The organism is Rhodococcus qingshengii JCM 15477 (assembly GCF_023221595.1).
GTDB lineage: Bacteria > Actinomycetota > Actinomycetes > Mycobacteriales > Mycobacteriaceae > Rhodococcus_F > Rhodococcus_F qingshengii.
Genome location: NZ_CP096563.1, coordinates 2019785 through 2040668 on the forward strand (window position 1 = coordinate 2019785; position 20884 = coordinate 2040668).

General features: G+C 61.4%; 32 protein-coding genes. 27 read left to right on the forward strand and 5 right to left on the reverse strand.

What is annotated here, in order from left to right; genetic code table 11:
* The first annotated feature begins 375 nt into the window (after nucleotides 1-375).
* Nucleotides 376-1233, forward strand: coding sequence for a glycosyltransferase family 2 protein (locus M0639_RS09155; RefSeq protein ID WP_064073940.1), 858 nt, complete (start codon nucleotides 376-378; stop codon nucleotides 1231-1233).
* A 121-nt stretch (nucleotides 1234-1354) separates the two neighbouring features.
* Here M0639_RS09155 and M0639_RS09160 read toward each other — a convergent pair whose 3' ends face one another.
* From M0639_RS09160 to M0639_RS09180, 5 genes are all read right to left on the reverse strand, one after another.
* Entirely contained in the window at nucleotides 1355-2332 is a 978-nt protein-coding gene (locus tag M0639_RS09160; protein WP_064073939.1) for a diiron oxygenase, read from the reverse strand.
* A gap of 6 nt (nucleotides 2333-2338) precedes the next feature.
* Complete coding sequence (locus M0639_RS09165) at nucleotides 2339-3238, reverse strand: prephenate dehydrogenase dimerization domain-containing protein (RefSeq protein WP_064073938.1); 900 nt, start codon at nucleotides 3236-3238, stop codon at nucleotides 2339-2341.
* Between the two features lie 8 nt (nucleotides 3239-3246).
* Nucleotides 3247-5331 carry an aminodeoxychorismate synthase component I gene (pabB, locus tag M0639_RS09170; protein WP_064073937.1) on the reverse strand — a complete coding sequence of 695 codons (2085 nt, stop codon included), beginning with the start codon at nucleotides 5329-5331 and terminating at the stop codon, nucleotides 3247-3249.
* The gene (locus M0639_RS09175; protein ID WP_042922406.1) at nucleotides 5328-5852 is read right to left on the reverse strand and encodes a chorismate mutase family protein; all 525 of its coding nucleotides are present in this window, start codon (nucleotides 5850-5852) and stop codon (nucleotides 5328-5330) included. The genes pabB and M0639_RS09175 overlap by 4 nt, the downstream gene beginning before the upstream one ends.
* Nucleotides 5853-5937: 85 nt before the next feature.
* The gene (locus tag M0639_RS09180) at nucleotides 5938-6414 is read right to left on the reverse strand and encodes a hotdog fold domain-containing protein (protein WP_003940943.1); all 477 of its coding nucleotides are present in this window, start codon (nucleotides 6412-6414) and stop codon (nucleotides 5938-5940) included.
* Nucleotides 6415-6966: 552 nt separating this feature from the next.
* Between M0639_RS09180 and rpsJ the strand changes: the two genes are divergently transcribed.
* The 26 genes from rpsJ to rpmJ all read left to right on the forward strand — a co-directional run bounded on the left by rpsJ (nucleotide 6967) and on the right by rpmJ (nucleotide 20836).
* Nucleotides 6967-7272: a 30S ribosomal protein S10 gene (gene rpsJ, locus M0639_RS09185; protein ID WP_003938093.1), complete on the forward strand. Its 306-nt coding sequence runs from the start codon at nucleotides 6967-6969 to the stop codon at nucleotides 7270-7272.
* A 17-nt stretch (nucleotides 7273-7289) separates the two neighbouring features.
* Nucleotides 7290-7946, forward strand: a complete 657-nt coding sequence (gene rplC, locus M0639_RS09190) for a 50S ribosomal protein L3 (protein ID WP_003940826.1) — start codon at nucleotides 7290-7292, stop codon at nucleotides 7944-7946.
* Complete coding sequence (rplD, locus tag M0639_RS09195) at nucleotides 7943-8617, forward strand: 50S ribosomal protein L4 (RefSeq protein WP_003940723.1); 675 nt, start codon at nucleotides 7943-7945, stop codon at nucleotides 8615-8617. The genes rplC and rplD overlap by 4 nt, the downstream gene beginning before the upstream one ends.
* On the forward strand, nucleotides 8614-8919 hold the full coding sequence (gene rplW / locus M0639_RS09200; protein ID WP_003940990.1) for a 50S ribosomal protein L23: 306 nt from the start codon (nucleotides 8614-8616) through the stop codon (nucleotides 8917-8919). The genes rplD and rplW overlap by 4 nt, the downstream gene beginning before the upstream one ends.
* Before the next feature lie 39 nt (nucleotides 8920-8958).
* Complete coding sequence (gene rplB / locus M0639_RS09205) at nucleotides 8959-9795, forward strand: 50S ribosomal protein L2 (RefSeq protein WP_003940895.1); 837 nt, start codon at nucleotides 8959-8961, stop codon at nucleotides 9793-9795.
* Between the two features lie 13 nt (nucleotides 9796-9808).
* Complete coding sequence (rpsS, locus tag M0639_RS09210; protein ID WP_003940820.1) at nucleotides 9809-10090, forward strand: 30S ribosomal protein S19; 282 nt, start codon at nucleotides 9809-9811, stop codon at nucleotides 10088-10090.
* Nucleotides 10087-10491, forward strand: coding sequence for a 50S ribosomal protein L22 (gene rplV, locus M0639_RS09215; RefSeq protein ID WP_003940717.1), 405 nt, complete (start codon nucleotides 10087-10089; stop codon nucleotides 10489-10491). Before rpsS ends, rplV begins: the two co-directional genes overlap by 4 nt.
* The gene (rpsC, locus tag M0639_RS09220; RefSeq protein WP_003941003.1) at nucleotides 10491-11297 is read left to right on the forward strand and encodes a 30S ribosomal protein S3; all 807 of its coding nucleotides are present in this window, start codon (nucleotides 10491-10493) and stop codon (nucleotides 11295-11297) included. The genes rplV and rpsC overlap by 1 nt, the downstream gene beginning before the upstream one ends.
* A gap of 3 nt (nucleotides 11298-11300) precedes the next feature.
* On the forward strand, nucleotides 11301-11717 hold the full coding sequence (gene rplP, locus M0639_RS09225) for a 50S ribosomal protein L16 (RefSeq protein WP_003940899.1): 417 nt from the start codon (nucleotides 11301-11303) through the stop codon (nucleotides 11715-11717).
* Nucleotides 11717-11953 carry a 50S ribosomal protein L29 gene (gene rpmC, locus M0639_RS09230; protein ID WP_003940734.1) on the forward strand — a complete coding sequence of 79 codons (237 nt, stop codon included), beginning with the start codon at nucleotides 11717-11719 and terminating at the stop codon, nucleotides 11951-11953. Before rplP ends, rpmC begins: the two co-directional genes overlap by 1 nt.
* Nucleotides 11950-12231, forward strand: a complete 282-nt coding sequence (gene rpsQ / locus M0639_RS09235; RefSeq protein ID WP_003941020.1) for a 30S ribosomal protein S17 — start codon at nucleotides 11950-11952, stop codon at nucleotides 12229-12231. The genes rpmC and rpsQ overlap by 4 nt, the downstream gene beginning before the upstream one ends.
* Before the next feature lie 346 nt (nucleotides 12232-12577).
* Nucleotides 12578-12946 carry a 50S ribosomal protein L14 gene (gene rplN, locus M0639_RS09240; RefSeq protein WP_003940951.1) on the forward strand — a complete coding sequence of 123 codons (369 nt, stop codon included), beginning with the start codon at nucleotides 12578-12580 and terminating at the stop codon, nucleotides 12944-12946.
* Nucleotides 12946-13263 carry a 50S ribosomal protein L24 gene (rplX, locus tag M0639_RS09245; RefSeq protein WP_003941019.1) on the forward strand — a complete coding sequence of 106 codons (318 nt, stop codon included), beginning with the start codon at nucleotides 12946-12948 and terminating at the stop codon, nucleotides 13261-13263. The genes rplN and rplX overlap by 1 nt, the downstream gene beginning before the upstream one ends.
* 1 nt (nucleotide 13264) lies before the next feature.
* Nucleotides 13265-13831, forward strand: coding sequence for a 50S ribosomal protein L5 (rplE, locus tag M0639_RS09250; RefSeq protein WP_003940924.1), 567 nt, complete (start codon nucleotides 13265-13267; stop codon nucleotides 13829-13831).
* Nucleotides 13832-13835: 4 nt separating this feature from the next.
* Nucleotides 13836-14021 carry a type Z 30S ribosomal protein S14 gene (locus M0639_RS09255; protein WP_003940698.1) on the forward strand — a complete coding sequence of 62 codons (186 nt, stop codon included), beginning with the start codon at nucleotides 13836-13838 and terminating at the stop codon, nucleotides 14019-14021.
* A gap of 451 nt (nucleotides 14022-14472) precedes the next feature.
* Entirely contained in the window at nucleotides 14473-14871 is a 399-nt protein-coding gene (gene rpsH, locus M0639_RS09260; RefSeq protein WP_003940873.1) for a 30S ribosomal protein S8, read from the forward strand.
* Between the two features lie 14 nt (nucleotides 14872-14885).
* Nucleotides 14886-15425, forward strand: coding sequence for a 50S ribosomal protein L6 (gene rplF, locus M0639_RS09265; protein ID WP_003940970.1), 540 nt, complete (start codon nucleotides 14886-14888; stop codon nucleotides 15423-15425).
* A 1-nt stretch (nucleotide 15426) separates the two neighbouring features.
* Nucleotides 15427-15834, forward strand: a complete 408-nt coding sequence (gene rplR, locus M0639_RS09270) for a 50S ribosomal protein L18 (protein ID WP_003940996.1) — start codon at nucleotides 15427-15429, stop codon at nucleotides 15832-15834.
* Between the two features lie 31 nt (nucleotides 15835-15865).
* On the forward strand, nucleotides 15866-16537 hold the full coding sequence (gene rpsE, locus M0639_RS09275) for a 30S ribosomal protein S5 (protein WP_003940718.1): 672 nt from the start codon (nucleotides 15866-15868) through the stop codon (nucleotides 16535-16537).
* The gene (rpmD, locus tag M0639_RS09280; RefSeq protein ID WP_003940751.1) at nucleotides 16537-16716 is read left to right on the forward strand and encodes a 50S ribosomal protein L30; all 180 of its coding nucleotides are present in this window, start codon (nucleotides 16537-16539) and stop codon (nucleotides 16714-16716) included. Before rpsE ends, rpmD begins: the two co-directional genes overlap by 1 nt.
* A 2-nt stretch (nucleotides 16717-16718) precedes the next feature.
* A complete protein-coding gene (gene rplO, locus M0639_RS09285) occupies nucleotides 16719-17162 on the forward strand; it encodes a 50S ribosomal protein L15 (RefSeq protein ID WP_003940829.1) in 444 nt (147 codons plus the stop codon).
* A 276-nt stretch (nucleotides 17163-17438) separates the two neighbouring features.
* Nucleotides 17439-18758, forward strand: a complete 1320-nt coding sequence (secY, locus tag M0639_RS09290; protein WP_003940773.1) for a preprotein translocase subunit SecY — start codon at nucleotides 17439-17441, stop codon at nucleotides 18756-18758.
* Nucleotides 18755-19300: an adenylate kinase gene (locus M0639_RS09295; protein ID WP_003940868.1), complete on the forward strand. Its 546-nt coding sequence runs from the start codon at nucleotides 18755-18757 to the stop codon at nucleotides 19298-19300. Before secY ends, M0639_RS09295 begins: the two co-directional genes overlap by 4 nt.
* Nucleotides 19300-20097 (forward strand): type I methionyl aminopeptidase, encoded by a 798-nt coding sequence (map, locus tag M0639_RS09300; RefSeq protein ID WP_003940806.1) that lies wholly within the window; start codon nucleotides 19300-19302, stop codon nucleotides 20095-20097. Before M0639_RS09295 ends, map begins: the two co-directional genes overlap by 1 nt.
* Before the next feature lie 313 nt (nucleotides 20098-20410).
* Nucleotides 20411-20632: a translation initiation factor IF-1 gene (infA, locus tag M0639_RS09305; RefSeq protein WP_003418601.1), complete on the forward strand. Its 222-nt coding sequence runs from the start codon at nucleotides 20411-20413 to the stop codon at nucleotides 20630-20632.
* Nucleotides 20633-20722: 90 nt separating this feature from the next.
* Entirely contained in the window at nucleotides 20723-20836 is a 114-nt protein-coding gene (gene rpmJ, locus M0639_RS09310) for a 50S ribosomal protein L36 (protein ID WP_003938068.1), read from the forward strand.
* Nucleotides 20837-20884: the final 48 nt, after the last annotated feature.

Here is a 20884-nt window from a genome sequence, read left to right on the forward strand (position 1 = left end):
GGGCACGCGCTCCCGACGGGCGCACAGATGCCTTCTGTCTTCTATCCGTGATCTCCGCTCAGATGTTACCGGAGGGTCAAACCGACACTCGGGCAATCGGACGCGTGAGAGGGGGTACGGGGCTCCTGCCAGCAACTCTCACCTTCGATTTCACCTTGTGGCAAGAATCACAAATATTCTTTGTAACGTAAAGATCTCTTCTAATTGAACGAATGACCAAATAGATTTTCAGCGCATCTGCGCAGGTGGGTATTCGGTTGCGCGGACCGGAGGTCTTTGATTTGACCGGTGACGAAAGTCCCCCGATTCCTTCCGGTTGGTCCCCTGGGCCCGCTGCTCGATGTCTTGTGGAGAGATTCGCGATACCGTTGGGAAATGGCGAACGCGACGTTGTCGGTGGTTGTTCCGGCTTTTAATGAATCTGAATACATCGAAACGTGCATCGAAGCGCTCATTGCTCAAGGTGAATATGTCGACGAAATCATCATCGTTGACAATAATTCCTCGGACAACACTTCCGAGTTGATCGAGAAGTATCAAAGTAGTTGTCCCAAGGTTCGGCTTCTCAAAGAATCCCGCCCCGGGGTGGTGCATGCGAGAAACAAAGGGTTTGACGCGGCGAGTGGAGAAATTATCGGACGTATCGACGCGGATACGATCGTGGGGGAAGACTGGGCCGTTGCGGTTCACGAATTCTTCGAGCGTCGCGACGATTTCTCGGGCGTAACTGGCCTGACTTACCTTTATGAATCTCCGATCGCCGGCCTTCAGCGCCGATGGACGAATTGGCGACTCGGTCGCGGGGCTCAGGGGGCGGTTCGGCCCGTTGTTGCAGTTCCAGGCAGTAACATGGCGATGCGTCGGTCGGCTTGGTTGGCCGTTAGGGGTGCGGTCAGCGATCGAACCGACATTCATGAGGATATCGATCTATCCCTCTGCATGGCGCATGTTCGTTGCGCAGTGGGGCAGATCTCGAGCATGGCCGCAAAGGTTTCGGGTAGACGTGGAGTTAGTTCGCCGCGAGTGTATGCACGATATAATCGAGCATCGAAGAAAACCCTCGAGCATCATGGTGTATCGAATTGGAAGTTAACATTCTTGATTGCAGCAGACAGTATTCTGCATGCAATCTTGTGGCCTCTTTATCGAATTTATGACAAGGATTCCGGACAACTCTCGTCTCGGGTCTTGGGTCGGAGGCAGCGGGCGCGGGATCTTCCCGTCTTTTCTTGATAAATCCGTCCGGTATTTATTCGAGAACGCTCGTGTCTAGCTGAAAAATCGGGAGTGCCCGATAATTGCGGACTATTGCTGGTTCTCGTTCGTTGCGAACTATTTCTTCTATTGCACGGGATTAACTGGCAGAATATTTATCTGCAGCGATTGTTACTTCTGATGTAACTTGTAGCTTTTGGAGCAGGGACGTTATTCCACTGTAGTCCTGCACGAACAGTTCGTTGTGCGGTTCCAATGCGACATCGTCGAGCATCTTCCGTCCTCCAGGTATGGCTTCAATTTCCATGATTGCTCGCCACGCGCCGAAGTCGGTCCCGCTGAACGCACGCATTGCGTCCTCGAAACCTTCGAGTAGATAGCTGCGATCTCCACCACCCAGGGAATCCCAGACCAGGACGGCCAATTCCCCGGCAATCGAGGCATGGCAGTACTCGTCGCGAGCGTGCAGCCGGATTGTCGCGCGGTTGATCGACTGCACGCCCGGATCGTCCGAGATCAGGTCGAGGTATGCGGTGATCGACACCTCGGCGACGGTCATGAACGCCAACTGTGTCAGGGCAATCTTGCGAGGCCCCTCGGCTGCGTCGAGGGCTTGCGCCCGCGTGCGGACCGTCAGGACGTCGGGCAATGCCTTGGCCGGCAGCCCCCAGCCCCTGCCTCGACGGGTCGCTGAACTGGCATTGAAGTGCATGAGCGTGTGATATTGCTCGTCGACCATCGCCTGATTGACCGCCACTGCAGCCCAATCTCCGAGACCGACGCCAAGTCGGTCTTCGGCGAGAACGTCGAAGCCGGGATTGACGACGTACTTCTCGATGTCCATGACGTTCTTGTTGAACGCGATCCATGCCCAGGCTTGCAGGCGTTGCTTCTGCTCGGGTCTCAATGCCAGGTAGGTCGGATGCTCCGCGAACGGGAGAAGTGCTTCGGGGTAGTCGGACAGCGACGAATCGAAGAGATCGTCCAGTTCCGGCTCCGCCTTCTTCACGGTTGCCCGGCGCGCCCAATTGCTCGCAAGGCGGCGGACGATTGCACTCTCGACCGGATCGGAGGCGTCGTACTCCGGGAGGCTGGGCGGACTCACTCCAGGTCTCATCGTGCCCTACTCTCTGTGCCCTTCGGCGATCTCTCTGTGCCCTTCTGCAATGCGATCGAACAAGCTCTGGCACTCCGCGTTCAATTCGCCTGAGCGATTGTCGAGCGCTGCGTCGGCGGTTTTCATCAGCGTCGTGAAGTCGCCGAGGGTCTTGGCCGCCCTGTCCACCTGTGCGGTGGCATCGAACAGTGCTTTTCGTGTCGCACCTGCGTACGGATTGCCCGCTTGTACGTCCCAGTACACCTCCGGTTCGCCGCCGGCTACACGCGCCAGGAGCGCGAGCAAGGCCCGATGCGGGGGAGGGGCGACCGCGAGGAGATCGTCGGCGGAAACTCCGAGTTCGGCCAGGGCAACGCCGAAAGCCAGCACCGACGCGTGTGTCAGAACCTGGGTGGCCGCAGCCAACCGGTCGTGACGATCGGCGTCCATCACCGCGACCGACGCTCCCCACGAGCGCACGATGTCGAGGAATCTGTCGGACTGCGGACCGCCGACGTACGGCACTGCGATGACGGCCCGACCGCGTGGCCCGAGCGACGGACGGAACATGGGGTTGAGTCCGAGGAATTCCCCTTCTCGGCCGGCGTCGGCGATTGCTGCGTCCATCCGCGATTTGACCGACAGCGTGTCCACAACGAGAGCGCCGGATGTCCGAAGGCTCGGTAGTGCGGCTAGAGCGACCTGTTCGGGAACCGCGAGCACGATGATGCGCGAGGACTCCACGTGCGCGAGGACTTGCTCACTGGGTTTCGTGATGTCTCCGACGACTACATCTCCGTCGGGATCGCTGCCTGCTGGGTCGACGACGGTGACGGTCGACCCCCCGGCGCGAAGCAGTTCGACGAACATGGATCCGACGGCACCCAGCCCGCCGACAACCGTCGCTGTGCCTGATGACGCCGTCATGGCTGGATCTACCCGCCGTACTCGAGGACCCGCGAGGACACCGCGTCGAGCGCACGGAGCAGCGTGGACGCCTTGACCGTGGTCTCGTCGAATTCTTCTTCCGGATCGGACAACGCTGTGATGGCACCGCCGATTCCGAAGGTCACGCCGCTCGCGGTGCAGACCAGCGACCGGATCACGATCGAGAGGTCCGCGGCGCCACCGAGCGCGAAGTACCCGATCGATCCCGAGTAGACCCCACGTGGGCCTGATTCGAGGCGGTCGATGATCTCCATCGTCCGTACCTTCGGGGCGCCGGTCATCGATCCACCGGGGAACGCGGCACGCACACAGTCCACCGCCGACGACCCCGGACTCAGATGTCCGCGCACCGTCGACACCATTTGGTGAACGGACGAGTACGACTCGATCGCGAACAGCCTCGGAACGTGGACACTTCCCGGAACGCAGACCTTGGTGAGGTCGTTGCGGGTGAGGTCCACGATCATCAGGTTCTCGGCGCGGTCCTTCTCGCTGTCGAGCAGGTCCTGCCGTAGGGCAGCATCACGCGCTCGGGTGACGCCGCGCGGGCGGGTCCCTTTGATCGGCTTGGACTCGACGTTGCCGGCCGAGTCGACACGAAGGAACCGCTCAGGCGAGGCCGAGACCACCGAGATGCCGGTGAAGTCGAGAAGTGCGCTGTACGGCGTCGGATTGATCGAGCGCAGATACTCGAACGCCTGCTGTGCATCGATCGTCTCGTCGACGCTCGCCATGTTGGTCAGACACACCTCGTAGGACTCACCCGCCCGGATCTCCGAGAGGGCCGTTCCGATCAACGACAGGTACTGATCGCGATCATGCCGAAGGCGAGCCTGCGTCCAGACGGTGTCGCTGATCAGCGGAACGGGGGTGCGTTCCGGAAGGTCCGCGCCGATCCGCGCCAGGGTGTCGACGGTCGATTCGAGCCAATCGTCATAGCCGGCGTCCCGGACTTTCTCGCGCAACCTCAAAACGTGAGTGCGGCCCGCGGTGTGATCGATGACGACGGCGCGATCGGCAAACACCAGAGCGGCATCAGGAGTGGGTGCCGGATGGACTGCCCTTCCTCCGGTCTGTGCTTTCAGTTCGTAGCCGAGGTAGCCCACGTAGCCGAGGTTGAAGTCGAGTTCCGGATGTGAGGGCACGAAGCGCGTCGCGAGTTGTGCGTCCAAGTAATCGAAGAACGGAACTCGAATGTGCTCGTCGGACAAGCCTTTTCGGCTGACAGTCAGTACCTCGGCTTGCACGTCGTACGTGATGAACTCGGCCAGCGGCCCCGACGAATCGCCGAGAATCGAAAAGCGCGCACTCGGCTCTGCGGTTGCCGCGCGGTCCAGCCAGAACGCGTTCGGGCCGTCGGCGAACAGTGCTGCATAGGCCGCCGACGGGTCCACTGCAAAATCGAGAATCACGTCGTCGACGTCGTAGTTGATCGCCGGCCGCAGGTCGGGTGTTTGCGGAACAGGTTCGGGTCGGATCACCGAATCCAGAGTGCGTCCGACGGACAGATCGCGGAAGTTCGCGAGCAAATCTATGCCGAACTCGGTGCTGATGGACTCCGGATGGAACTGAACTCCCCACATCGGCTTGGTCCGGTGCCGGACACCCATGAGCAGACCGTCGGACGTCCACGCGGTACGAACGAAGGCGTTCGGCAGATTCTCGACGGTCAACGAGTGGTAGCGAACAGCTCGGAACGGCGACGGAAGTCCGGCAAAAATGCCCGAACCGTCGTGATCGATCAGCGAAATCCGGCCGTGCATCGGGACGGGCGCAACCACCACGTCCGCGCCGAACAACTCGCACAGGCCCTGGTGGCCGAGACAGACACCGAGAAGTGGGAGAGGCGCTTCTTCGATGAAACGGCGGCTGATTCCGAAATCACGGTCGCGATCCGGCCGGCCGGGACCTGGGGAGATGACCACGTTGTCGTACGACGCGAGATCGAGGGAATCCCAATCCGCGTCGTTGCGGACCACGGTCGGCACAACCCCGTTGACCTCGGTCAACAGGGTGAACAGGTTGTAGGTGAACGAGTCGTAATTGTCCACCAGAAGGGTGCGGGAACTCATGTCGATGATCCTGATCTCGGTCCGACGGATTCCCGAACAGTGTCCTCCTCCTCAACAGGTGCGTTGATCACCAGGTCTTCGAGTCGACAGGTCTCGGCAATCATCAGCTCGTACAGGGCGTTGAAGAAGTCAGGAGAGAGGTCGTGTCTACGAGCGAATTCACGCGCCCGCTCCTGCACGACGCGCACGCGGCCGGGTTGCATCATCGGAACCTCGCGGGAGCGCTTCCACTCGCCGATGCGCAGGCAGAGTTCCAACCGCTGCCGCACCGTCTCGAGAAGTAGAGCGTCGATGGCGTCGAGGTCGCGCCGGAAGCTGTCCAATCCCTCGGCCTCGTCCGGATACGACGAGGTCTGCGTGCCTGCTTCGGAACTCGTTGTGGTCAAGAACTCTTCCACGAGGCCTCCCGGTGCTCGGCGTGACGCGAGGTCGACAATGTGGTGCCCGGAACGCAACCCACCTCCGGACACCGGCACCCCGACCGACCATCGCCGTTCGGGGAGGTGTTCCACGATCGTCATTTGCCGAAACCTGCGGTGGTGCCTAATTCTGCGAAACCTGTTTGGCGGGCGAATCAGGTTGCGATGCAGGCGGGTTCGTGAGTGCCTACTTGGGGGAGACCCAGGTGGTGATTTCGGCGTGGACTACTTCCTTGCCGCCCCGGTCGAAGATCGAGATGGGAACGAGAAGTTCCGTGCCACTCTCGATCGCCGCGAAGTCCGGCAAAGTCTCGAGTCGGGCGACCGCCCGCAGGCCGGTCTCGGCCTTGGCGAGGTAGTCGACCTTCATCGACTTGGGGATCCAGCGGTGCGAGTTCGGAACCGTCGCTTCGCTCAGCATGCCCATCGCGACCTCCGCGAGGTTGCAGGCAGCGATCGCGTGAAAAGTGCCGAGATGGTTGTGGACGCCCCACCATTTGGGGGAGCGGACCTCGCAGAGCCCTGGTTCCAACTTGGTCACCCGGGGGAGAACAGAGGCGAAATAGGGCACGCGAATGGACATCGCCGCCGAGAAAACTGCATGTCCGAGGGCGTTGTCCGGCAACTTCTGCCATCCGCGATAGGTAGGGCTGGAGGTAGTCATAGGCGTATCTTACTTCTGAGTAAGGTTGTTGTCGCGCAGCTCACTCGGAAAAGGCGGTTTGGGGGAGTTGAGGATTTGGGCCAGGTACGGCATACTGGTCGGGTTGCCTTGTCCGGGACGCGGTCGATTGCGGCCGTGATCGGGTAAGGGTAAGACGTCACAGACGATCGATCGCAGATCCCGTCAGGGTAATCGGGTCAACGACTGTGACCATGCAAGACGAGAAGTAATGCAGGACGGAAGCAGTACCTACTTTGTGTTCGACATCGAACACGTCCGGTACGCATCACGCGCCAGATAATCGAAAGATTGTCCGGCGCAGGATGAGTGAGAAGGCGACACGCCCGACCGCGTGTACCGGAGAACAATGACAAACGAACAGCGGCAGCAGATCCTGATCTCGATCCGAATCTCGGTACTCCCGAGAACTTGGACTTGGTCCCGATCGCTTCAGTGTTCGTCGTGTCATCGTCCAGGCAAGGACTGTGCAGACGAGGTAGCTCGAGCCTGACCAGGCGGGCTACGAAACGCGGCAAGAAAAGGACACTAAGCGTGGCGGGACAAAAGATCCGCATCAGGCTCAAGGCCTACGACCACGAGGCGATCGACGCGTCAGCGCGCAAGATCGTCGAGACGGTAACCCGTACGGGTGCCCGCGTCGTTGGACCTGTGCCGTTGCCGACCGAGAAGAACGTATATTGCGTCATCCGCTCGCCGCACAAGTACAAGGACTCGCGCGAGCACTTCGAGATGCGTACTCACAAGCGGCTGATCGACATTCTCGACCCGACGCCGAAGACGGTTGACGCGCTCATGCGCATCGACCTTCCGGCCAGTGTCGACGTGAACATTCAGTGACGGCGGAGACAAAAACAATGACTGATACCAAGATCAAGGGAATCCTGGGCACCAAGCTCGGCATGACCCAGGTCTTCGACGAGAACAACCGGGTTGTCCCGGTCACCGTCGTGAAGGCTGGGCCGAACGTCGTAACCCAGATCCGTACCGAAGAGCGTGACGGCTACAGCGCCGTTCAGCTCGCGTTCGGCGCCATCGACCCGCGCAAGGTGAACAAGCCGACTTCCGGCCAGTTCACCAAGGCTGGTGTGACCCCGCGTCGCCACGTAGTGGAGCTCCGCGTTGCGGACACCTCCGACTACGAGGTCGGCCAGGAGCTCACCGCCGAGGTCTTCGAGGACGGCGCATACGTCGACGTCACCGGAACCAGCAAGGGCAAGGGCTTCGCCGGAACCATGAAGCGTCACGGCTTCAAGGGACAGGGCGCGTCGCACGGTACCCAGGCTGTTCACCGCCGCCCGGGCTCCATCGGTGGCTGTGCAACTCCCGGCCGCGTGTTCAAGGGCATGCGCATGTCCGGACGCATGGGTAGCGACCGCATCACGACGCAGAACCTCTCGGTCCACAAGGTGGATGCAGAGAACGGCCTGCTGCTGATCAAGGGTGCGATCCCCGGCCGCAAGGGCGGCCTCGTGATCGTCAAGAGTGCAGTGAAGGGTGGTGCACGGGCATGACCAGCACCGAGACCAAGTTGACCCTGGACGTCAAGGTCGCCGGCGGCAAGACCAACGGCACCGTCGATCTCCCCGCTGAGATCTTCGACGCTCCGGCCAACATCGCGCTTCTCCATCAGGTTGTCGTCGCGCAGCTCGCAGCTGCTCGTCAGGGAACCCACTCCACCAAGACCCGCGGCGACGTCCGCGGCGGTGGCAAGAAGCCGTACCGCCAGAAGGGCACCGGCCGCGCACGCCAGGGCTCGACTCGCGCACCGCAGTTCGTCGGCGGCGGAACCGTTCACGGCCCGCAGCCGCGTGACTACAGCCAGCGCACCCCCAAGAAGATGAAGGCAGCCGCTCTTCGCGGAGCCCTCTCTGACCGCGCACGCAACGAGCGCATCCACGTCATCACCGAACTGGTTGCAGGGCAGACGCCTTCGACCAAGGGCGCAATCGCGTTCCTCGGCGAGATTTCGGATCGCAAGAAGCTGCTGCTCGTCGTGGGTCGCCAGGATGTAGCCGCTTGGAAGAGCGTGCAGAACCTGGAAGGCGTGCATCCCATTGCACCCGACCAGCTCAACACCTACGACGTGCTCAATGCAGACGATGTCGTGTTCAGCGTCGAGGCACTCAACGCGTTCATCCACGGGCCCGCAGAGAGCGCTCAGAACAAGGAGGACGCCAAGTGAGCACCATCGCTGACCCCCGCGACATCCTGCTCGCTCCGGTCATCTCCGAGAAGTCCTACGGACTGATCGAGGAAGGCACCTACACCTTCCTGGTGCACCCGGACTCGAACAAGACGCAGATCAAGATTGCCGTCGAGAAGGTCTTCGGCGTCAAGGTGACCAGCGTCAACACCGCCAACCGTCAGGGCAAGCGTAAGCGGACCCGATTCGGTTACGGCAAGCGCAAGGACACCAAGCGCGCGCTCGTGACCCTGTCCGCTGACAGCAAGCCCATCGAGATCTTCGGAGGACCGGTCGCGTAAGCGCCGGGACTTGACGAGACATAGAGGACGAGAAGACTCATGGCAATCCGTAAGTACAAGCCGACAACACCGGGCCGTCGTGGCTCGAGCGTCTCGGACTTCGCCGAGATCACTCGGTCGACCCCCGAGAAGTCGCTGGTTCGCCCGCTGCACGGTCGCGGTGGACGTAACGCACACGGTCGTATCACCACCCGTCACAAGGGTGGCGGACACAAGCGTGCATACCGACTGATCGATTTCCGTCGCAACGACAAGGACGGCATCCCGGCAAAGGTCGCTCACATCGAGTACGACCCCAACCGCACAGCAAACATCGCACTCCTGCATTACGCAGACGGTGAGAAGCGCTACATCATCGCCCCCAAGGGCCTGGTGCAGGGTTCACCGGTCGAGTCCGGTGCAGGCGCCGACATCAAGCCGGGCAACAACCTGCCGCTGCGCAACATCCCGACTGGTACCACCATCCACGGTGTGGAACTGCGTCCCGGCGGCGGAGCCAAGATGGCTCGTTCCGCAGGCGCCAGCATCCAGCTCCTCGGTAAGGAAGGCAGCTACGCCACGCTGCGTATGCCTTCCGGTGAAATCCGTCGCGTCGACGTGCGCTGCCGCGCATCCGTCGGCGAGGTCGGCAACGCCGAGCAGTCGAACATCAACTGGGGCAAGGCCGGCCGTATGCGTTGGAAGGGCAAGCGCCCGACCGTTCGTGGTGTCGTGATGAACCCGGTCGACCACCCGCACGGTGGCGGCGAGGGCAAGACCTCAGGTGGACGCCACCCGGTCAGCCCGTGGGGTAAGCCTGAAGGCCGTACCCGCAAGAACAAGGCAAGCGACAAGATGATCGTCCGTCGCCGCCGCACCGGCAAGAACAAGCGCTAGGAGGGAGTGAAGGATGCCACGCAGCCTTAAGAAGGGCCCGTTCGTCGATGACCACCTCCTCGCGAAGGTGGATGTACAGAACGAAAAGGGAACCAAGCAGGTCATCAAGACCTGGTCCCGTCGTTCGACAATCATCCCGGACTTCATCGGCCACACGTTTGCAGTTCACGACGGCCGCAAGCACGTCCCCGTGTTCGTTTCCGACTCCATGGTCGGACACAAGCTCGGAGAGTTTGCACCGACCCGCACGTTCAAGGGTCACATCAAGGATGATCGGAAGGCGAAGAGGCGATGAGCAACACCGAAACCGCCAACCCGACTGCCAAGGCTGTAGCGAAGCACGTTCGCGTTACGCCGATGAAGGCACGTCGAGTTGTGGACCTGGTCCGCGGGCGCTCGGTTGAAGACGCCCTGAACATCCTGAAGTTCGCGCCGCAGGCAGCGAGCGAGCCGGTCGCCAAGGTGATCGCCTCCGCAGCAGCCAACGCCGAGAACAACCTCGACCTCGACCCCAGCACGCTTGTCGTTGCTACGGCGTTCGTGGACGAGGGCGCGACCCTCAAGCGGTTCCAACCGCGTGCACAGGGACGTGCGTTCCGTATTCGCAAGCGCACCAGTCACATCACCGTGATCGTGGAGAGCCTGCCGAAGACCGGAACATCGACCCGTAATCGCCGGAAGGGAAGTGCTCAGTAGTGGGCCAGAAAATCAACCCGCACGGCTTCCGTCTCGGCATCACCACCGACTGGAAGTCTCGCTGGTACGCAGACAAGCAGTACGCGGAGTACGTCAAGGAAGACGTCGCGATCCGTAAGCTCCTCGCCACCGGCATGGAGCGCGCAGGAATCGCGAAGGTCGAAATCGAGCGCACCCGTGACCGTGTTCGCGTGGACATCCACACTGCACGTCCGGGCATCGTCATCGGCCGCCGCGGCGCCGAAGCCGATCGCATCCGCTCCGAGCTCGAGAAGCTGACCGGCAAGCAGGTTCAGCTGAACATCCTCGAGGTCAAGAACGCAGAAGCTGAAGCACAGCTCGTCGCACAGGGTGTGGCCGAGCAGCTCTCGAACCGCGTTGCCTTCCGTCGTGCAATGCGCAAGGCCATCCAGTCGGCCATGCGTCAGCCCAACGTCAAGGGAATCCGCGTTCAGTGCTCCGGTCGTCTCGGCGGCGCCGAGATGTCCCGGTCGGAGTTCTACCGCGAAGGCCGTGTGCCGCTGCACACGCTTCGTGCGGACATCGACTACGGCCTCTACGAGGCCAAGACCACCTTCGGTCGCATCGGCGTCAAGGTCTGGATCTACAAGGGCGACATCGTCGGTGGCAAGCGTGAGCTCGCCGCCAACACGGCCGCACCGGCCGGGGATCGCCCGCGTCGTGAGCGTCCGAGCCGTCCGCGTCGTTCCGGTGCCACCGGTACCACTGCGACCAGCACCGAGGCCGGCCGCGCAGCGACCGCAACCGCCGATGCTCCCGCAACTGAACAGAATCAGGAGGGCTGACGCATGTTGATCCCACGGCGGGTCAAGCACCGCAAGCAGCACCACCCGAGCCGTTCGGGTGCCGCCAAGGGCGGTACCCAGGTGACCTTCGGTGACTACGGCATCCAGGCTCTCGAGCCTGCCTACATCACCAACCGGCAGATCGAGTCCGCTCGTATCGCCATGACTCGGCACATCAAGCGTGGCGGCAAGATCTGGATCAACATCTTCCCGGATCGCCCCCTCACGAAGAAGCCGGCCGAAACCCGAATGGGTTCCGGTAAGGGTTCGCCCGAGTGGTGGATTGCCAACGTCAAGCCCGGACGCGTTCTGTTCGAGATGACATACCCCAACGAGGAGATTGCTCGTGAGGCCCTGCGCCGCGCGATGCACAAGCTCCCGTGCAAGTGCCGGATCGTGACCAGAGAGGAGCAGTTCTGATGGCTACTGGAACCCCAGCAGCAGAGCTCCGCGAGCTCAGTGAAGACGAGCTGGTCACCCGGCTCCGTGAGTCGAAGGAAGAGCTTTTCAACCTTCGTTTCCAGATGGCTACCGGCCAGATGGACAACAACCGACGACTGCGCACCGTTCGTCACGAGATCGCGCGCATCTACACCGTCCTGCGTGAGCGTGAGCTCGGACTCGCTGTGGGTCCGGATGCAGGTGACGCGGCATGAGTGAGGAAAAAGCAGTGAGCACAGAAGAGCGCGCGAGCCGTAAGGTCCGTGTCGGATACGTCGTGTCCGACAAGATGGAAAAGACGATCGTGGTCGAGCTCGAAGACCGCGTCAAGCACAAGCTCTACGGCAAGATCATCCGCCGTACGACCAAGGTGAAGGCGCACGACGAGAACGGCGTTGCCGGCGTCGGCGACCGCGTTCAGCTGATGGAAACCCGTCCGCTGTCCGCGACGAAGCACTGGCGTCTGGTCGAGGTCCTCGAAAAGGCCAAGTAAGCCTGATCGAATCCTCGAGCTGATCGAGTATCACCGAATGGCCCGCTTCCCCTTGGGGGAGTGGGCCATTCGGCTTTCCGGGGGCTTTCGGGGCTTTCCGGGCGAAGGGTTCGAGTTGCGTCGAGTACGGCTGATTTGGTATTCGGTGAACCCTTCCCTACAATAGAACGGTTGCCTGTGGCAGAGGTGTGTCTTCACGTGCGCAGCTCGAACGGTGCTTGCAGTGATCGTCTCCCGACGTCAGTCGGTGGGACTGCAGCTCAGACACGACGCAGGTGGCAACAATGACCGCGCGCACCGGGTCGGTAATCCGTTGCGCACGAAATTCCAGGTCTAGGGAGATCAAGTGATTCAGCAGGAGTCGCGAGTTCGCGTCGCTGATAACACGGGTGCCAAGGAAATCCTTTGCATCCGCGTTCTCGGCGGTTCGTCACGTCGCTACGCCGGGATCGGTGACGTCATCGTCGCCACCGTCAAGGACGCAATCCCCGGTGGAAACATCAAGAAGGGTGAGGTCGTCAAGGCCGTCATCGTTCGCACGACCAAGGAGCGCCGTCGTCCGGACGGTTCCTACATCAAGTTCGACGAGAACGCTGCAGTGCTCATCAAGGCTGACAGTGATCCCCGTGGAACCCGCATCTTCGGACCCGTCGGCCGTGAGCTGCGCGAGAAGAAGTTCATGAAGATTGTTTCGCTTGCCCCGGAGGTGCTGTGATGAAGGTGCACAAGGGTGACACCGTTCTGGTCATCGCCGGCAAGGACAAGGGCGCGAAGGGCAAGGTCATTCAGGCCTACCCCGCGACCGACAAGGTCCTCGTCGAAGGCGTGAACCGAATCAAGAAGCACACCGCGGTTTCCGCGAACGAGCGCGGAGCATCCTCCGGCGGCATCGTCACGCAGGAAGCCCCGATCCACGTTTCCAACGTTGCAGTCGTCGACTCGGACGGAAACCCCACCCGCGTGGGTTACCGCACCGACGAAGAGTCCGGCAAGCGCGTTCGGATTTCCCGGAAGAACGGGAAGGACATCTGACATGACCTCCACCGAAAACAAGGTCCAGCCGCGCCTCAAGGCACGCTACCGCGCTGAGATCAAGGACGCGCTCAACAGCGAGTTCGACTACTCGAACGTCATGCAGATCCCCGGCGTCGTCAAGGTTGTCGTCAACATGGGCGTCGGCGACGCTGCCCGTGACGCCAAGCTGATCAACGGCGCTGTCCATGACCTGTCGCTGATCACGGGCCAGAAGCCCGAGATCCGCAAGGCACGTAAGTCCATCGCGCAGTTCAAGCTCCGCGAAGGTATGCCCATCGGTGCACGCGTCACCCTCCGTGGTGACCGCATGTGGGAGTTCCTGGACCGCCTCGTGTCTGTCGCTCTGCCCCGTATCCGCGACTTCCGCGGTCTCTCGGGCAACCAGTTCGACGGCAACGGCAACTACACGTTCGGCCTCAACGAGCAGTCGATGTTCCACGAGATCGACGTGGACAAGATCGATCGCCCCCGCGGCATGGACATCACCGTCGTGACCACCGCAACCAACAACGAAGAAGGCCGTGCACTGCTCAAGCACCTCGGCTTCCCGTTCAAGGAGAACTGAGCGCATGGCTAAGAAGGCATTGGTCAACAAGGCCAACAAGAAGCCCAAGTTCGCGGTTCGCGCCTACACCCGCTGCCAGCGGTGCGGTCGCCCGCACTCGGTGTTCCGCAAGTTCGGCTTGTGCCGTATCTGCGTTCGCGAGATGGCTCACGCCGGCGAGCTTCCCGGAGTTCGCAAGAGCTCTTGGTGATCTGAGGCCCTCGGGCTTCGTCACACCACGCATGTGAATGGGCGTGGGTTCCTTTGGAACCCACGCCCATTCGTGGTTTTCATCGAGATGTGAATCGTGCCGATCCTGAAAAGAACTGCCCCGCTGCGACTCTGGTGGAAAGCGATCATCGTTCGTCGGTGTCGTTCTTCGGTGCCGAACGAGCAGTTCAGATTTCGGGGTGCGTCGATAGCTTCCCGATCGCATCCTTCGGGCGGCAGTGGGGGAGGCGACATGGGATCCCGGTGGACACTTGCGCCAAAGTTCCCTACACTAGAGCGGTTGCCGTGGCTGACGCATGCGTTCAGCTCGGTGCGGTAACTTACGCCGTCTGACACAAGTCGGACGGCCCAGCCGAATTGCTGGAGGCCCACGATCGGATTCGTCCGGTGTTGCATGGGAACCACAGCGAGAAAGGTGTCGAGGTCGACCTATGACCATGACTGACCCCATCGCAGACTTCTTGACGCGTCTGCGCAACGCCAACACGGCGTACCACGATGAGGTGAAGCTTCCCCACTCGAAGATCAAGGCGAACATCGCCGAGATCCTCAAGCGCGAGGGCTACATCTCCGATTTCCGTACCGAAGACGCAGAGGTCGGCAAGACCCTCATCGTCGATCTGAAGTACGGTCCCAGCCGCGAGCGTAGCCTCGCCGGCGTGCGTCGCGTTTCCAAGCCCGGTCTCCGGGTTTACGCGAAGTCCACCAACCTGCCCAAGGTCCTCGGAGGCCTCGGCGTGGCCATCATCTCCACGTCGTCCGGTCTGCTCACCGATCGCCAGGCGGCCAATCAAGGAGTAGGCGGGGAAGTCCTCGCCTACGTCTGGTAAGGGAGGCCACCACAATGTCGCGTATTGGAAAGATTCCGGTCACCGTCCCCGCGGGCGTTGACGTCACGATCAGCGGCCAGGATGTCACCGTCAAGGGTCCCAAGGGCACCCTCGCGCTGACCATCTCCGAGCCCATCGCAATCGAAAAGGCAGAGGACGGCTCGCTGAGCGTCACGCGCCCCGACGACGAGCGTCGTAGCCGCGCGCTGCACGGTCTGTCGCGGACCCTGGTTGCGAACATCATCACCGGTGTCACCGAGGGTTACACGAAGAAGATGGAGATCCACGGTGTTGGTTACCGTGTGGCACTGAAGGGCAAGGACCTCGAGTTCGCGCTCGGCTTCAGCCACCCGGTGCCGATCGAGGCTCCTGAAGGCATCACCTTCGTCGTCGAGTCGCCCACCCGGTTCTCGGTGTCCGGCATCGACAAGCAGAAGGTCGGGCAGATCTCGGCCAACATCCGTCGTCTCCGTCGTCCGGACCCGTACAAGGGTAAGGGCGTGCGTTACGAGGGTGAGCAGATCCGCCGCAAGGTCGGAAAGACGGGTAAGTGATATGAGCCAGACTGCAAACCAGAAAGCCAAGCGGATTCCGCTGGGCAAGGATGCGTCCACCAAGCGTCGTCTCTCGAAGACGCGTCGTCACTTCCGTCTCCGCAAGAAGGTCTCCGGCACGCCCGAGCGTCCCCGCTTGGTCGTCAACCGGTCCTCGCGCCACATCCACGTCCAGCTCGTGGACGACCTGGCCGGCCACACCCTGGCCTCCGCGTCGACCATCGAAGCAGACGTGCGCGTGGCAGAAGGCGACAAGAAGGCTGCGAGCGCGAAGGTCGGTCAGCTGATCGCCGAGCGCGCCAAGGCTGCCGGCGTGGAAGCAGTTGTCTTCGACCACGGCGGACACGGCTACCACGGTCGCATCGCGGCCCTGGCAGACGCGGCTCGCGAAGGCGGGTTGAAGTTCTGATGACCAACATTTTCAACGGAAGGACAGCCTGATGCCGGGACGTCAAAGGCGTGACGGCGGAAGCGGACCCGCCGGACAGAATGGCCCCAACAGCGGTGACAACAGCAACGCTCGTGGGGACAACCGTGGTGGCGGCCGTGACCGTCGCGACGGTGGCCGTGGCGGAAACGCTGCGGAGAAGTCACAGTTCATCGAGCGCGTTGTCACGATCAACCGCGTTTCCAAGGTCGTCAAGGGTGGTCGTCGCTTCAGCTTCACCGCTCTGGTGATCGTCGGAGACGGCAACGGACTGGTCGGCGTCGGCTACGGAAAGGCCAAGGAAGTTCCCGCGGCCATCCAGAAGGGTGTCGAGGAGGCTCGCAAGAGCTTCTTCCGCGTCCCGATGATCGCCAACACCATCACTCACCCCGTTCAGGGTGAGGCTGCTGCCGGCATCGTCATGCTTCGCCCGGCAAGCCCCGGTACCGGTGTTATCGCCGGTGGCGCTGTGCGCGCCGTGCTGGAGTGCGCTGGTATCGCGGACATCCTGTCGAAGTCGCTCGGTAGCGACAACGCCATCAACGTCGTGCATGCGACCGTTGCTGCGCTCAAGGGTCTGCAGCGTCCCGAGGAAGTTGCGGCTCGCCGCGGCCTCACCCTCGAAGAGGTTGCACCCGCCGGCATGCTTCGCGCTCGCGCACAGGCTGCTGGGAGTGTGAAGTAATGGCAGATCTCAAGGTCACTCAGATCAAGAGCATCATCGGGACCAAGCAGAACCAGAAGGATTCTCTGCGCACGCTGGGTCTCAAGGGCATCCGTCAGACCGTTGTTCGTGAGGACAACGCACAGAACCGCGGTCTGATCAACGTGGTGCGCCACCTCGTAACAGTTGAGGAGGTCTAACCATGACCATCAAACTGCACCACCTGCGCCCCGCTCCGGGATCCAAGTCCAACAAGATTCGTGTTGGACGCGGTGAGGGCGGCAAGCGTGGTAAGACCGCAGGTCGCGGTACCAAGGGCACCAAGGCACGTAACACCGTGCGCGTGGGCTTCGAGGGTGGACAGATGCCGCTTCACATGCGTCTGCCCAAGCTCAAGGGCTTCACGAACCCGTTCCGCGTCGAGTACCAGGTCGTCAATGTCGGCGACATCGCCCGTCTGTTCCCCGAAGGTGGAGCAATCACGGTCGAGGATCTCGTCGCCAAGGGCGCAGTCCGCAAGAACCAGCTCGTCAAGGTTCTGGGCGACGGCGAACTGACAGTTGCCGTTCAGGTGACCGTCGACAAGTTCACCGGTTCCGCCAAGGAAAAGATTGCTGCTGCCGGTGGTTCCGCCACCGAGCTGTGAGTGATCACGCGTAGCTAGTCCGATGGCCGCAGCGCAGCGTTTGCTGCGGTGCGGCCATCGGCGTCTACGAGGTCGTGTCACAGGTACGAGGTCGTGTCACAGATTGGTCGTGCATGCTCGGACGGGCCAGTATTCTGGTCACCGAGTGGCAAATGTATCTTCGGCTTACCCGGTTTTCGTGGTCTGCCCGCCTAGTTCCCAAATGCTCACTGTTAGAGTTCAAAAGTTCGACAGGTCAAAACGATCTGTCTCCCTACCGTCGTGCCAGGAGGATCTTTGCTTTCCGCCTTCGTCTCGGCCCTCAGGACCCCAGACCTGAGGCGGAAGATCCTCTTCACCCTCGGCTTGGTGGCTCTGTATCGGGTCGGCGCTCTCATCCCGTCCCCAGGTGTCGACTACGGCCGTGTGCGTCAGTGCATCGATATCGCCAACTCCGGTGACTCAGCAGGTATCTACTCGCTGATCAACCTGTTCTCCGGCGGCGCTCTGCTGCAGATGTCGATCTTTGCGATCGGCATCATGCCGTACATCACGGCGAGCATCATCGTGCAGCTCCTGACCGTGGTGATTCCGAAGTTCGAGGAACTTCGGAAAGAAGGCCAGTCCGGCCAGGCCAAGATGACGCAGTACACGCGTTACCTGTCCATTGCTCTGGCAATCCTGCAGTCGACCGGCATCGTCGCTCTTGCGGCACGCGGACAGTTGCTCCAGGGCTGTGACGACATCATCGCCGACAAGTCGATTTTCGGACTTGTCATCATCGTGCTGGTCATGACTGCCGGTGCTGCCATGGTCATGTGGTTCGGCGAGGTCATCACCGAACGTGGCGTCGGCAACGGTATGTCCCTCCTCATCTTCGCCGGTATCGCATCGCGTATCCCGAGCGAGGGCAAGGCAATCCTCGACAGCCGTGGTCCGCTGGTCTTCGCCTTCGTCTGCCTCGCAGCGCTGCTGATCATCGCCGGTGTCGTCTTCGTCGAGCAGGGTCAGCGTCGTATCCCGGTGCAGTACGCGAAGCGGATGGTCGGACGCAAGATGTACGGCGGATCCTCGACGTACCTGCCTCTGAAGGTGAACCAGGCCGGCGTCATCCCGGTGATCTTCGCGTCTTCACTGCTGTACCTCCCGAACTTGATTGCACAGCTGACTTCGGCCAGTACAGCGGTCGACCCCAGTTGGTGGCAGCGCCTCATCAACACCTACCTGGTGAATCCGGCCAACCCGGTGTACATCGCGATCTACTTCGGCCTGATCGTCTTCTTCACGTACTTCTACGTCGCCATCACCTTCAATCCCGAAGAGCGCGCCGACGAGATGAAGAAGTTCGGCGGCTTCATCCCCGGTATCCGACCCGGTCAGCCGACCGCGGACTACCTCAACTACGTGCTGAGTCGCATCACCCTTCCGGGTGCGATTTACCTCGGCACCATTGCTGTTCTGCCCAACCTGTTCCTCGACATCGGGAATGGCGGCGGCGCGCAGAACCTGCCGTTCGGTGGCACCGCGGTGCTGATCATGGTCAGCGTCGGCCTGGACACCGTGAAGCAGATCGAGAGTCAGCTAATGCAGCGTAACTATGAAGGGTTCCTCAAGTGAGACTTGTCCTCCTTGGTCCTCCCGGTGCCGGCAAGGGCACCCAGGCCGCTATCTTGTCCGAGAAGTTCGGCGTTCCCCATATCTCCACGGGTGATCTCTTCCGCGCGAACATCGGTCAGGCCACCGCTCTCGGTGTGGAAGCAAAGAAGTACATCGACGCCGGCGAACTCGTACCGAGCTCGATCACCAACGACATGGTGAAGGCTCGCGTCGCAGAACCGGACGCAGCAAACGGTTTCCTTCTCGACGGATTTCCGCGCTCGGTCGAACAGGCTCAGGCACTCGAGGGAATCTTGAAGGATCTCGACACCAAGCTCGACGGTGTCCTCTCCTTCGTCGTCGACGAGGACATCGTGGTCGAGCGTATGCTCGCCCGCGGTCGTGCAGACGACACCGAGGACGTCATTCGCAACCGACTCCGGGTCTACCGCGACGAGACGTCACCGCTGTTCGATTACTACAAGGACAGCATCGTCTCCGTCGACGCGATCGGCGAGGTCGAAGAGGTCAACGCTCGCGCACTGGCAGCGTTGGGTAAGTAATGGTCTTCGGGCGCAAACGCAAGGTTGTTCCGTTCCGCTCCGCGGGCGAACTCGACGCGATGGCTGCTGCCGGCGCGATCGTGGGTTCGGCTCTGGTGGCGGTTCGCGCTGCGGCGAAGCCCGGTGTCAGCACTTTGGAATTGAACGCGGTCGCTGAATCCGTCATTCGTGACGCCGGCGCCGTGCCCTCGTTCCTCGGGTACCACGGCTTCACCGGCTCGATCTGCTCTTCGGTCAACGATCGCGTCGTTCACGGAATCCCTTCAGCTCAGGACATCCTGGCTGAAGGCGACCTGGTTTCCATCGACTGTGGCGCGATCCTCGACGGATGGCACGGTGACTCCGCTTGGACGTTCGGTGTCGGTGAGATCAGCGTCGCCGATCAGGAGCTCAGCGAAGCCACTCGGCTTTCCATGGAAGCCGGGATCGCGGCAATGATCGCCGGCAACCGTCTGACGGATGTTTCGCACGCGATCGAGGTCGGTACTCATGCCGCCGAGAAGTTGCACGGTCGTTCCTACGGCATCGTCGACGGATACGGCGGACACGGAATCGGCCGGGAAATGCACATGGATCCGTTCCTCGCCAATGAAGGTGCCCCGGGTAAGGGTCCTGAACTGGTTGTCGGATCGTGCCTGGCGATTGAGCCGATGCTCACGCTCGGCACCACCGACACGGTGATTCTCGACGACGACTGGACCGTTGTGACGACCGACGGGTCCCGTGCGGCGCACTGGGAACACACTGTCGCAGTGACCGAAGACGGTCCGCGGATTCTGACACTCCGGCCGGAGTAGTCGACACAGTCGCTGACAAGTGTTGGCAGCGAGCATGATTCACGTTCGAGAAGTCCCAGCCTCATTTCGAGGCTGGGACTTTTTCGATGGGGGAGCGGTGTGCGTCGTCACCCTGACCGGAGGCGCATTTGGCCTGGTCGTTTACATCGCGTAACATGGCTAGGCGGTGCGCTATGCGCGTCGATAGTTCGTGTGCCTACGCCTGGATCGCTCCGGGATAGGCCTTTCGAACTGCCGACGATCTTTCCATTGCGTGCCAATGTAACGGAAGCCGATGCACGAAGCATGCCAAACCAAACGGATCGCGGAGGATATGGCTAAGAAAGACGGGGCCATCGAGGTCGAAGGACGAGTAGTCGAGCCGCTGCCCAATGCGATGTTCCGCATTGAGCTCGAGAATGGCCACAAGGTCCTCGCCCACATCAGCGGAAAGATGCGTCAGCACTACATTCGCATCCTCCCGGAAGATCGCGTTGTCGTAGAGCTCTCGCCCTACGATTTGTCGCGCGGACGCATCGTTTACCGCTACAAGTAACGAACTTCCCGGACCTGACCTGGGTCAGGGAGAAGTATGTCTGCCGCGGTTCATCGCGGCGGGCTGCGACAAAACAGGAGATCAGAAGACGTGAAGGTTCAGCCGAGCGTCAAGAAGATCTGCGAGAAGTGCAAAGTGATTCGCCGTAACGGTCGAGTCATGGTGATCTGCGAGAACCTGCGTCACAAGCAGCGTCAGGGCTAGATCTAGCTTTTCGAAGATCTGCTTGGCAACAAGCAAAGAAGACCTCCC

What these genes read in the sequence shown, in the direction of transcription:
- M0639_RS09155 (WP_064073940.1), top strand. Translation starts at nt 376, where the DNA reads ATGGCGAACGCGACGTTGTCGGTGGTTGTTCCGGCTTTTAATGAATCT.
- M0639_RS09160 (WP_064073939.1), bottom strand. Translation starts at nt 2,332, where the DNA reads ATGAGACCTGGAGTGAGTCCGCCCAGCCTCCCGGAGTACGACGCCTCC.
- M0639_RS09165 (WP_064073938.1), bottom strand. Translation starts at nt 3,238, where the DNA reads ATGACGGCGTCATCAGGCACAGCGACGGTTGTCGGCGGGCTGGGTGCC.
- pabB (WP_064073937.1), bottom strand. Translation starts at nt 5,331, where the DNA reads ATGAGTTCCCGCACCCTTCTGGTGGACAATTACGACTCGTTCACCTAC.
- M0639_RS09175 (WP_042922406.1), bottom strand. Translation starts at nt 5,852, where the DNA reads ATGACGATCGTGGAACACCTCCCCGAACGGCGATGGTCGGTCGGGGTG.
- M0639_RS09180 (WP_003940943.1), bottom strand. Translation starts at nt 6,414, where the DNA reads ATGACTACCTCCAGCCCTACCTATCGCGGATGGCAGAAGTTGCCGGAC.
- rplC (WP_003940826.1), top strand. Translation starts at nt 7,290, where the DNA reads ATGACTGATACCAAGATCAAGGGAATCCTGGGCACCAAGCTCGGCATG.
- rplD (WP_003940723.1), top strand. Translation starts at nt 7,943, where the DNA reads ATGACCAGCACCGAGACCAAGTTGACCCTGGACGTCAAGGTCGCCGGC.
- rplB (WP_003940895.1), top strand. Translation starts at nt 8,959, where the DNA reads ATGGCAATCCGTAAGTACAAGCCGACAACACCGGGCCGTCGTGGCTCG.
- rpsS (WP_003940820.1), top strand. Translation starts at nt 9,809, where the DNA reads ATGCCACGCAGCCTTAAGAAGGGCCCGTTCGTCGATGACCACCTCCTC.
- rplV (WP_003940717.1), top strand. Translation starts at nt 10,087, where the DNA reads ATGAGCAACACCGAAACCGCCAACCCGACTGCCAAGGCTGTAGCGAAG.
- rplP (WP_003940899.1), top strand. Translation starts at nt 11,301, where the DNA reads ATGTTGATCCCACGGCGGGTCAAGCACCGCAAGCAGCACCACCCGAGC.
- rpmC (WP_003940734.1), top strand. Translation starts at nt 11,717, where the DNA reads ATGGCTACTGGAACCCCAGCAGCAGAGCTCCGCGAGCTCAGTGAAGAC.
- rpsQ (WP_003941020.1), top strand. Translation starts at nt 11,950, where the DNA reads ATGAGTGAGGAAAAAGCAGTGAGCACAGAAGAGCGCGCGAGCCGTAAG.
- rplX (WP_003941019.1), top strand. Translation starts at nt 12,946, where the DNA reads ATGAAGGTGCACAAGGGTGACACCGTTCTGGTCATCGCCGGCAAGGAC.
- rplE (WP_003940924.1), top strand. Translation starts at nt 13,265, where the DNA reads ATGACCTCCACCGAAAACAAGGTCCAGCCGCGCCTCAAGGCACGCTAC.
- M0639_RS09255 (WP_003940698.1), top strand. Translation starts at nt 13,836, where the DNA reads ATGGCTAAGAAGGCATTGGTCAACAAGGCCAACAAGAAGCCCAAGTTC.
- rpsH (WP_003940873.1), top strand. Translation starts at nt 14,473, where the DNA reads ATGACCATGACTGACCCCATCGCAGACTTCTTGACGCGTCTGCGCAAC.
- rplF (WP_003940970.1), top strand. Translation starts at nt 14,886, where the DNA reads ATGTCGCGTATTGGAAAGATTCCGGTCACCGTCCCCGCGGGCGTTGAC.
- rplR (WP_003940996.1), top strand. Translation starts at nt 15,427, where the DNA reads ATGAGCCAGACTGCAAACCAGAAAGCCAAGCGGATTCCGCTGGGCAAG.
- rpsE (WP_003940718.1), top strand. Translation starts at nt 15,866, where the DNA reads ATGCCGGGACGTCAAAGGCGTGACGGCGGAAGCGGACCCGCCGGACAG.
- rpmD (WP_003940751.1), top strand. Translation starts at nt 16,537, where the DNA reads ATGGCAGATCTCAAGGTCACTCAGATCAAGAGCATCATCGGGACCAAG.
- rplO (WP_003940829.1), top strand. Translation starts at nt 16,719, where the DNA reads ATGACCATCAAACTGCACCACCTGCGCCCCGCTCCGGGATCCAAGTCC.
- map (WP_003940806.1), top strand. Translation starts at nt 19,300, where the DNA reads ATGGTCTTCGGGCGCAAACGCAAGGTTGTTCCGTTCCGCTCCGCGGGC.
- infA (WP_003418601.1), top strand. Translation starts at nt 20,411, where the DNA reads ATGGCTAAGAAAGACGGGGCCATCGAGGTCGAAGGACGAGTAGTCGAG.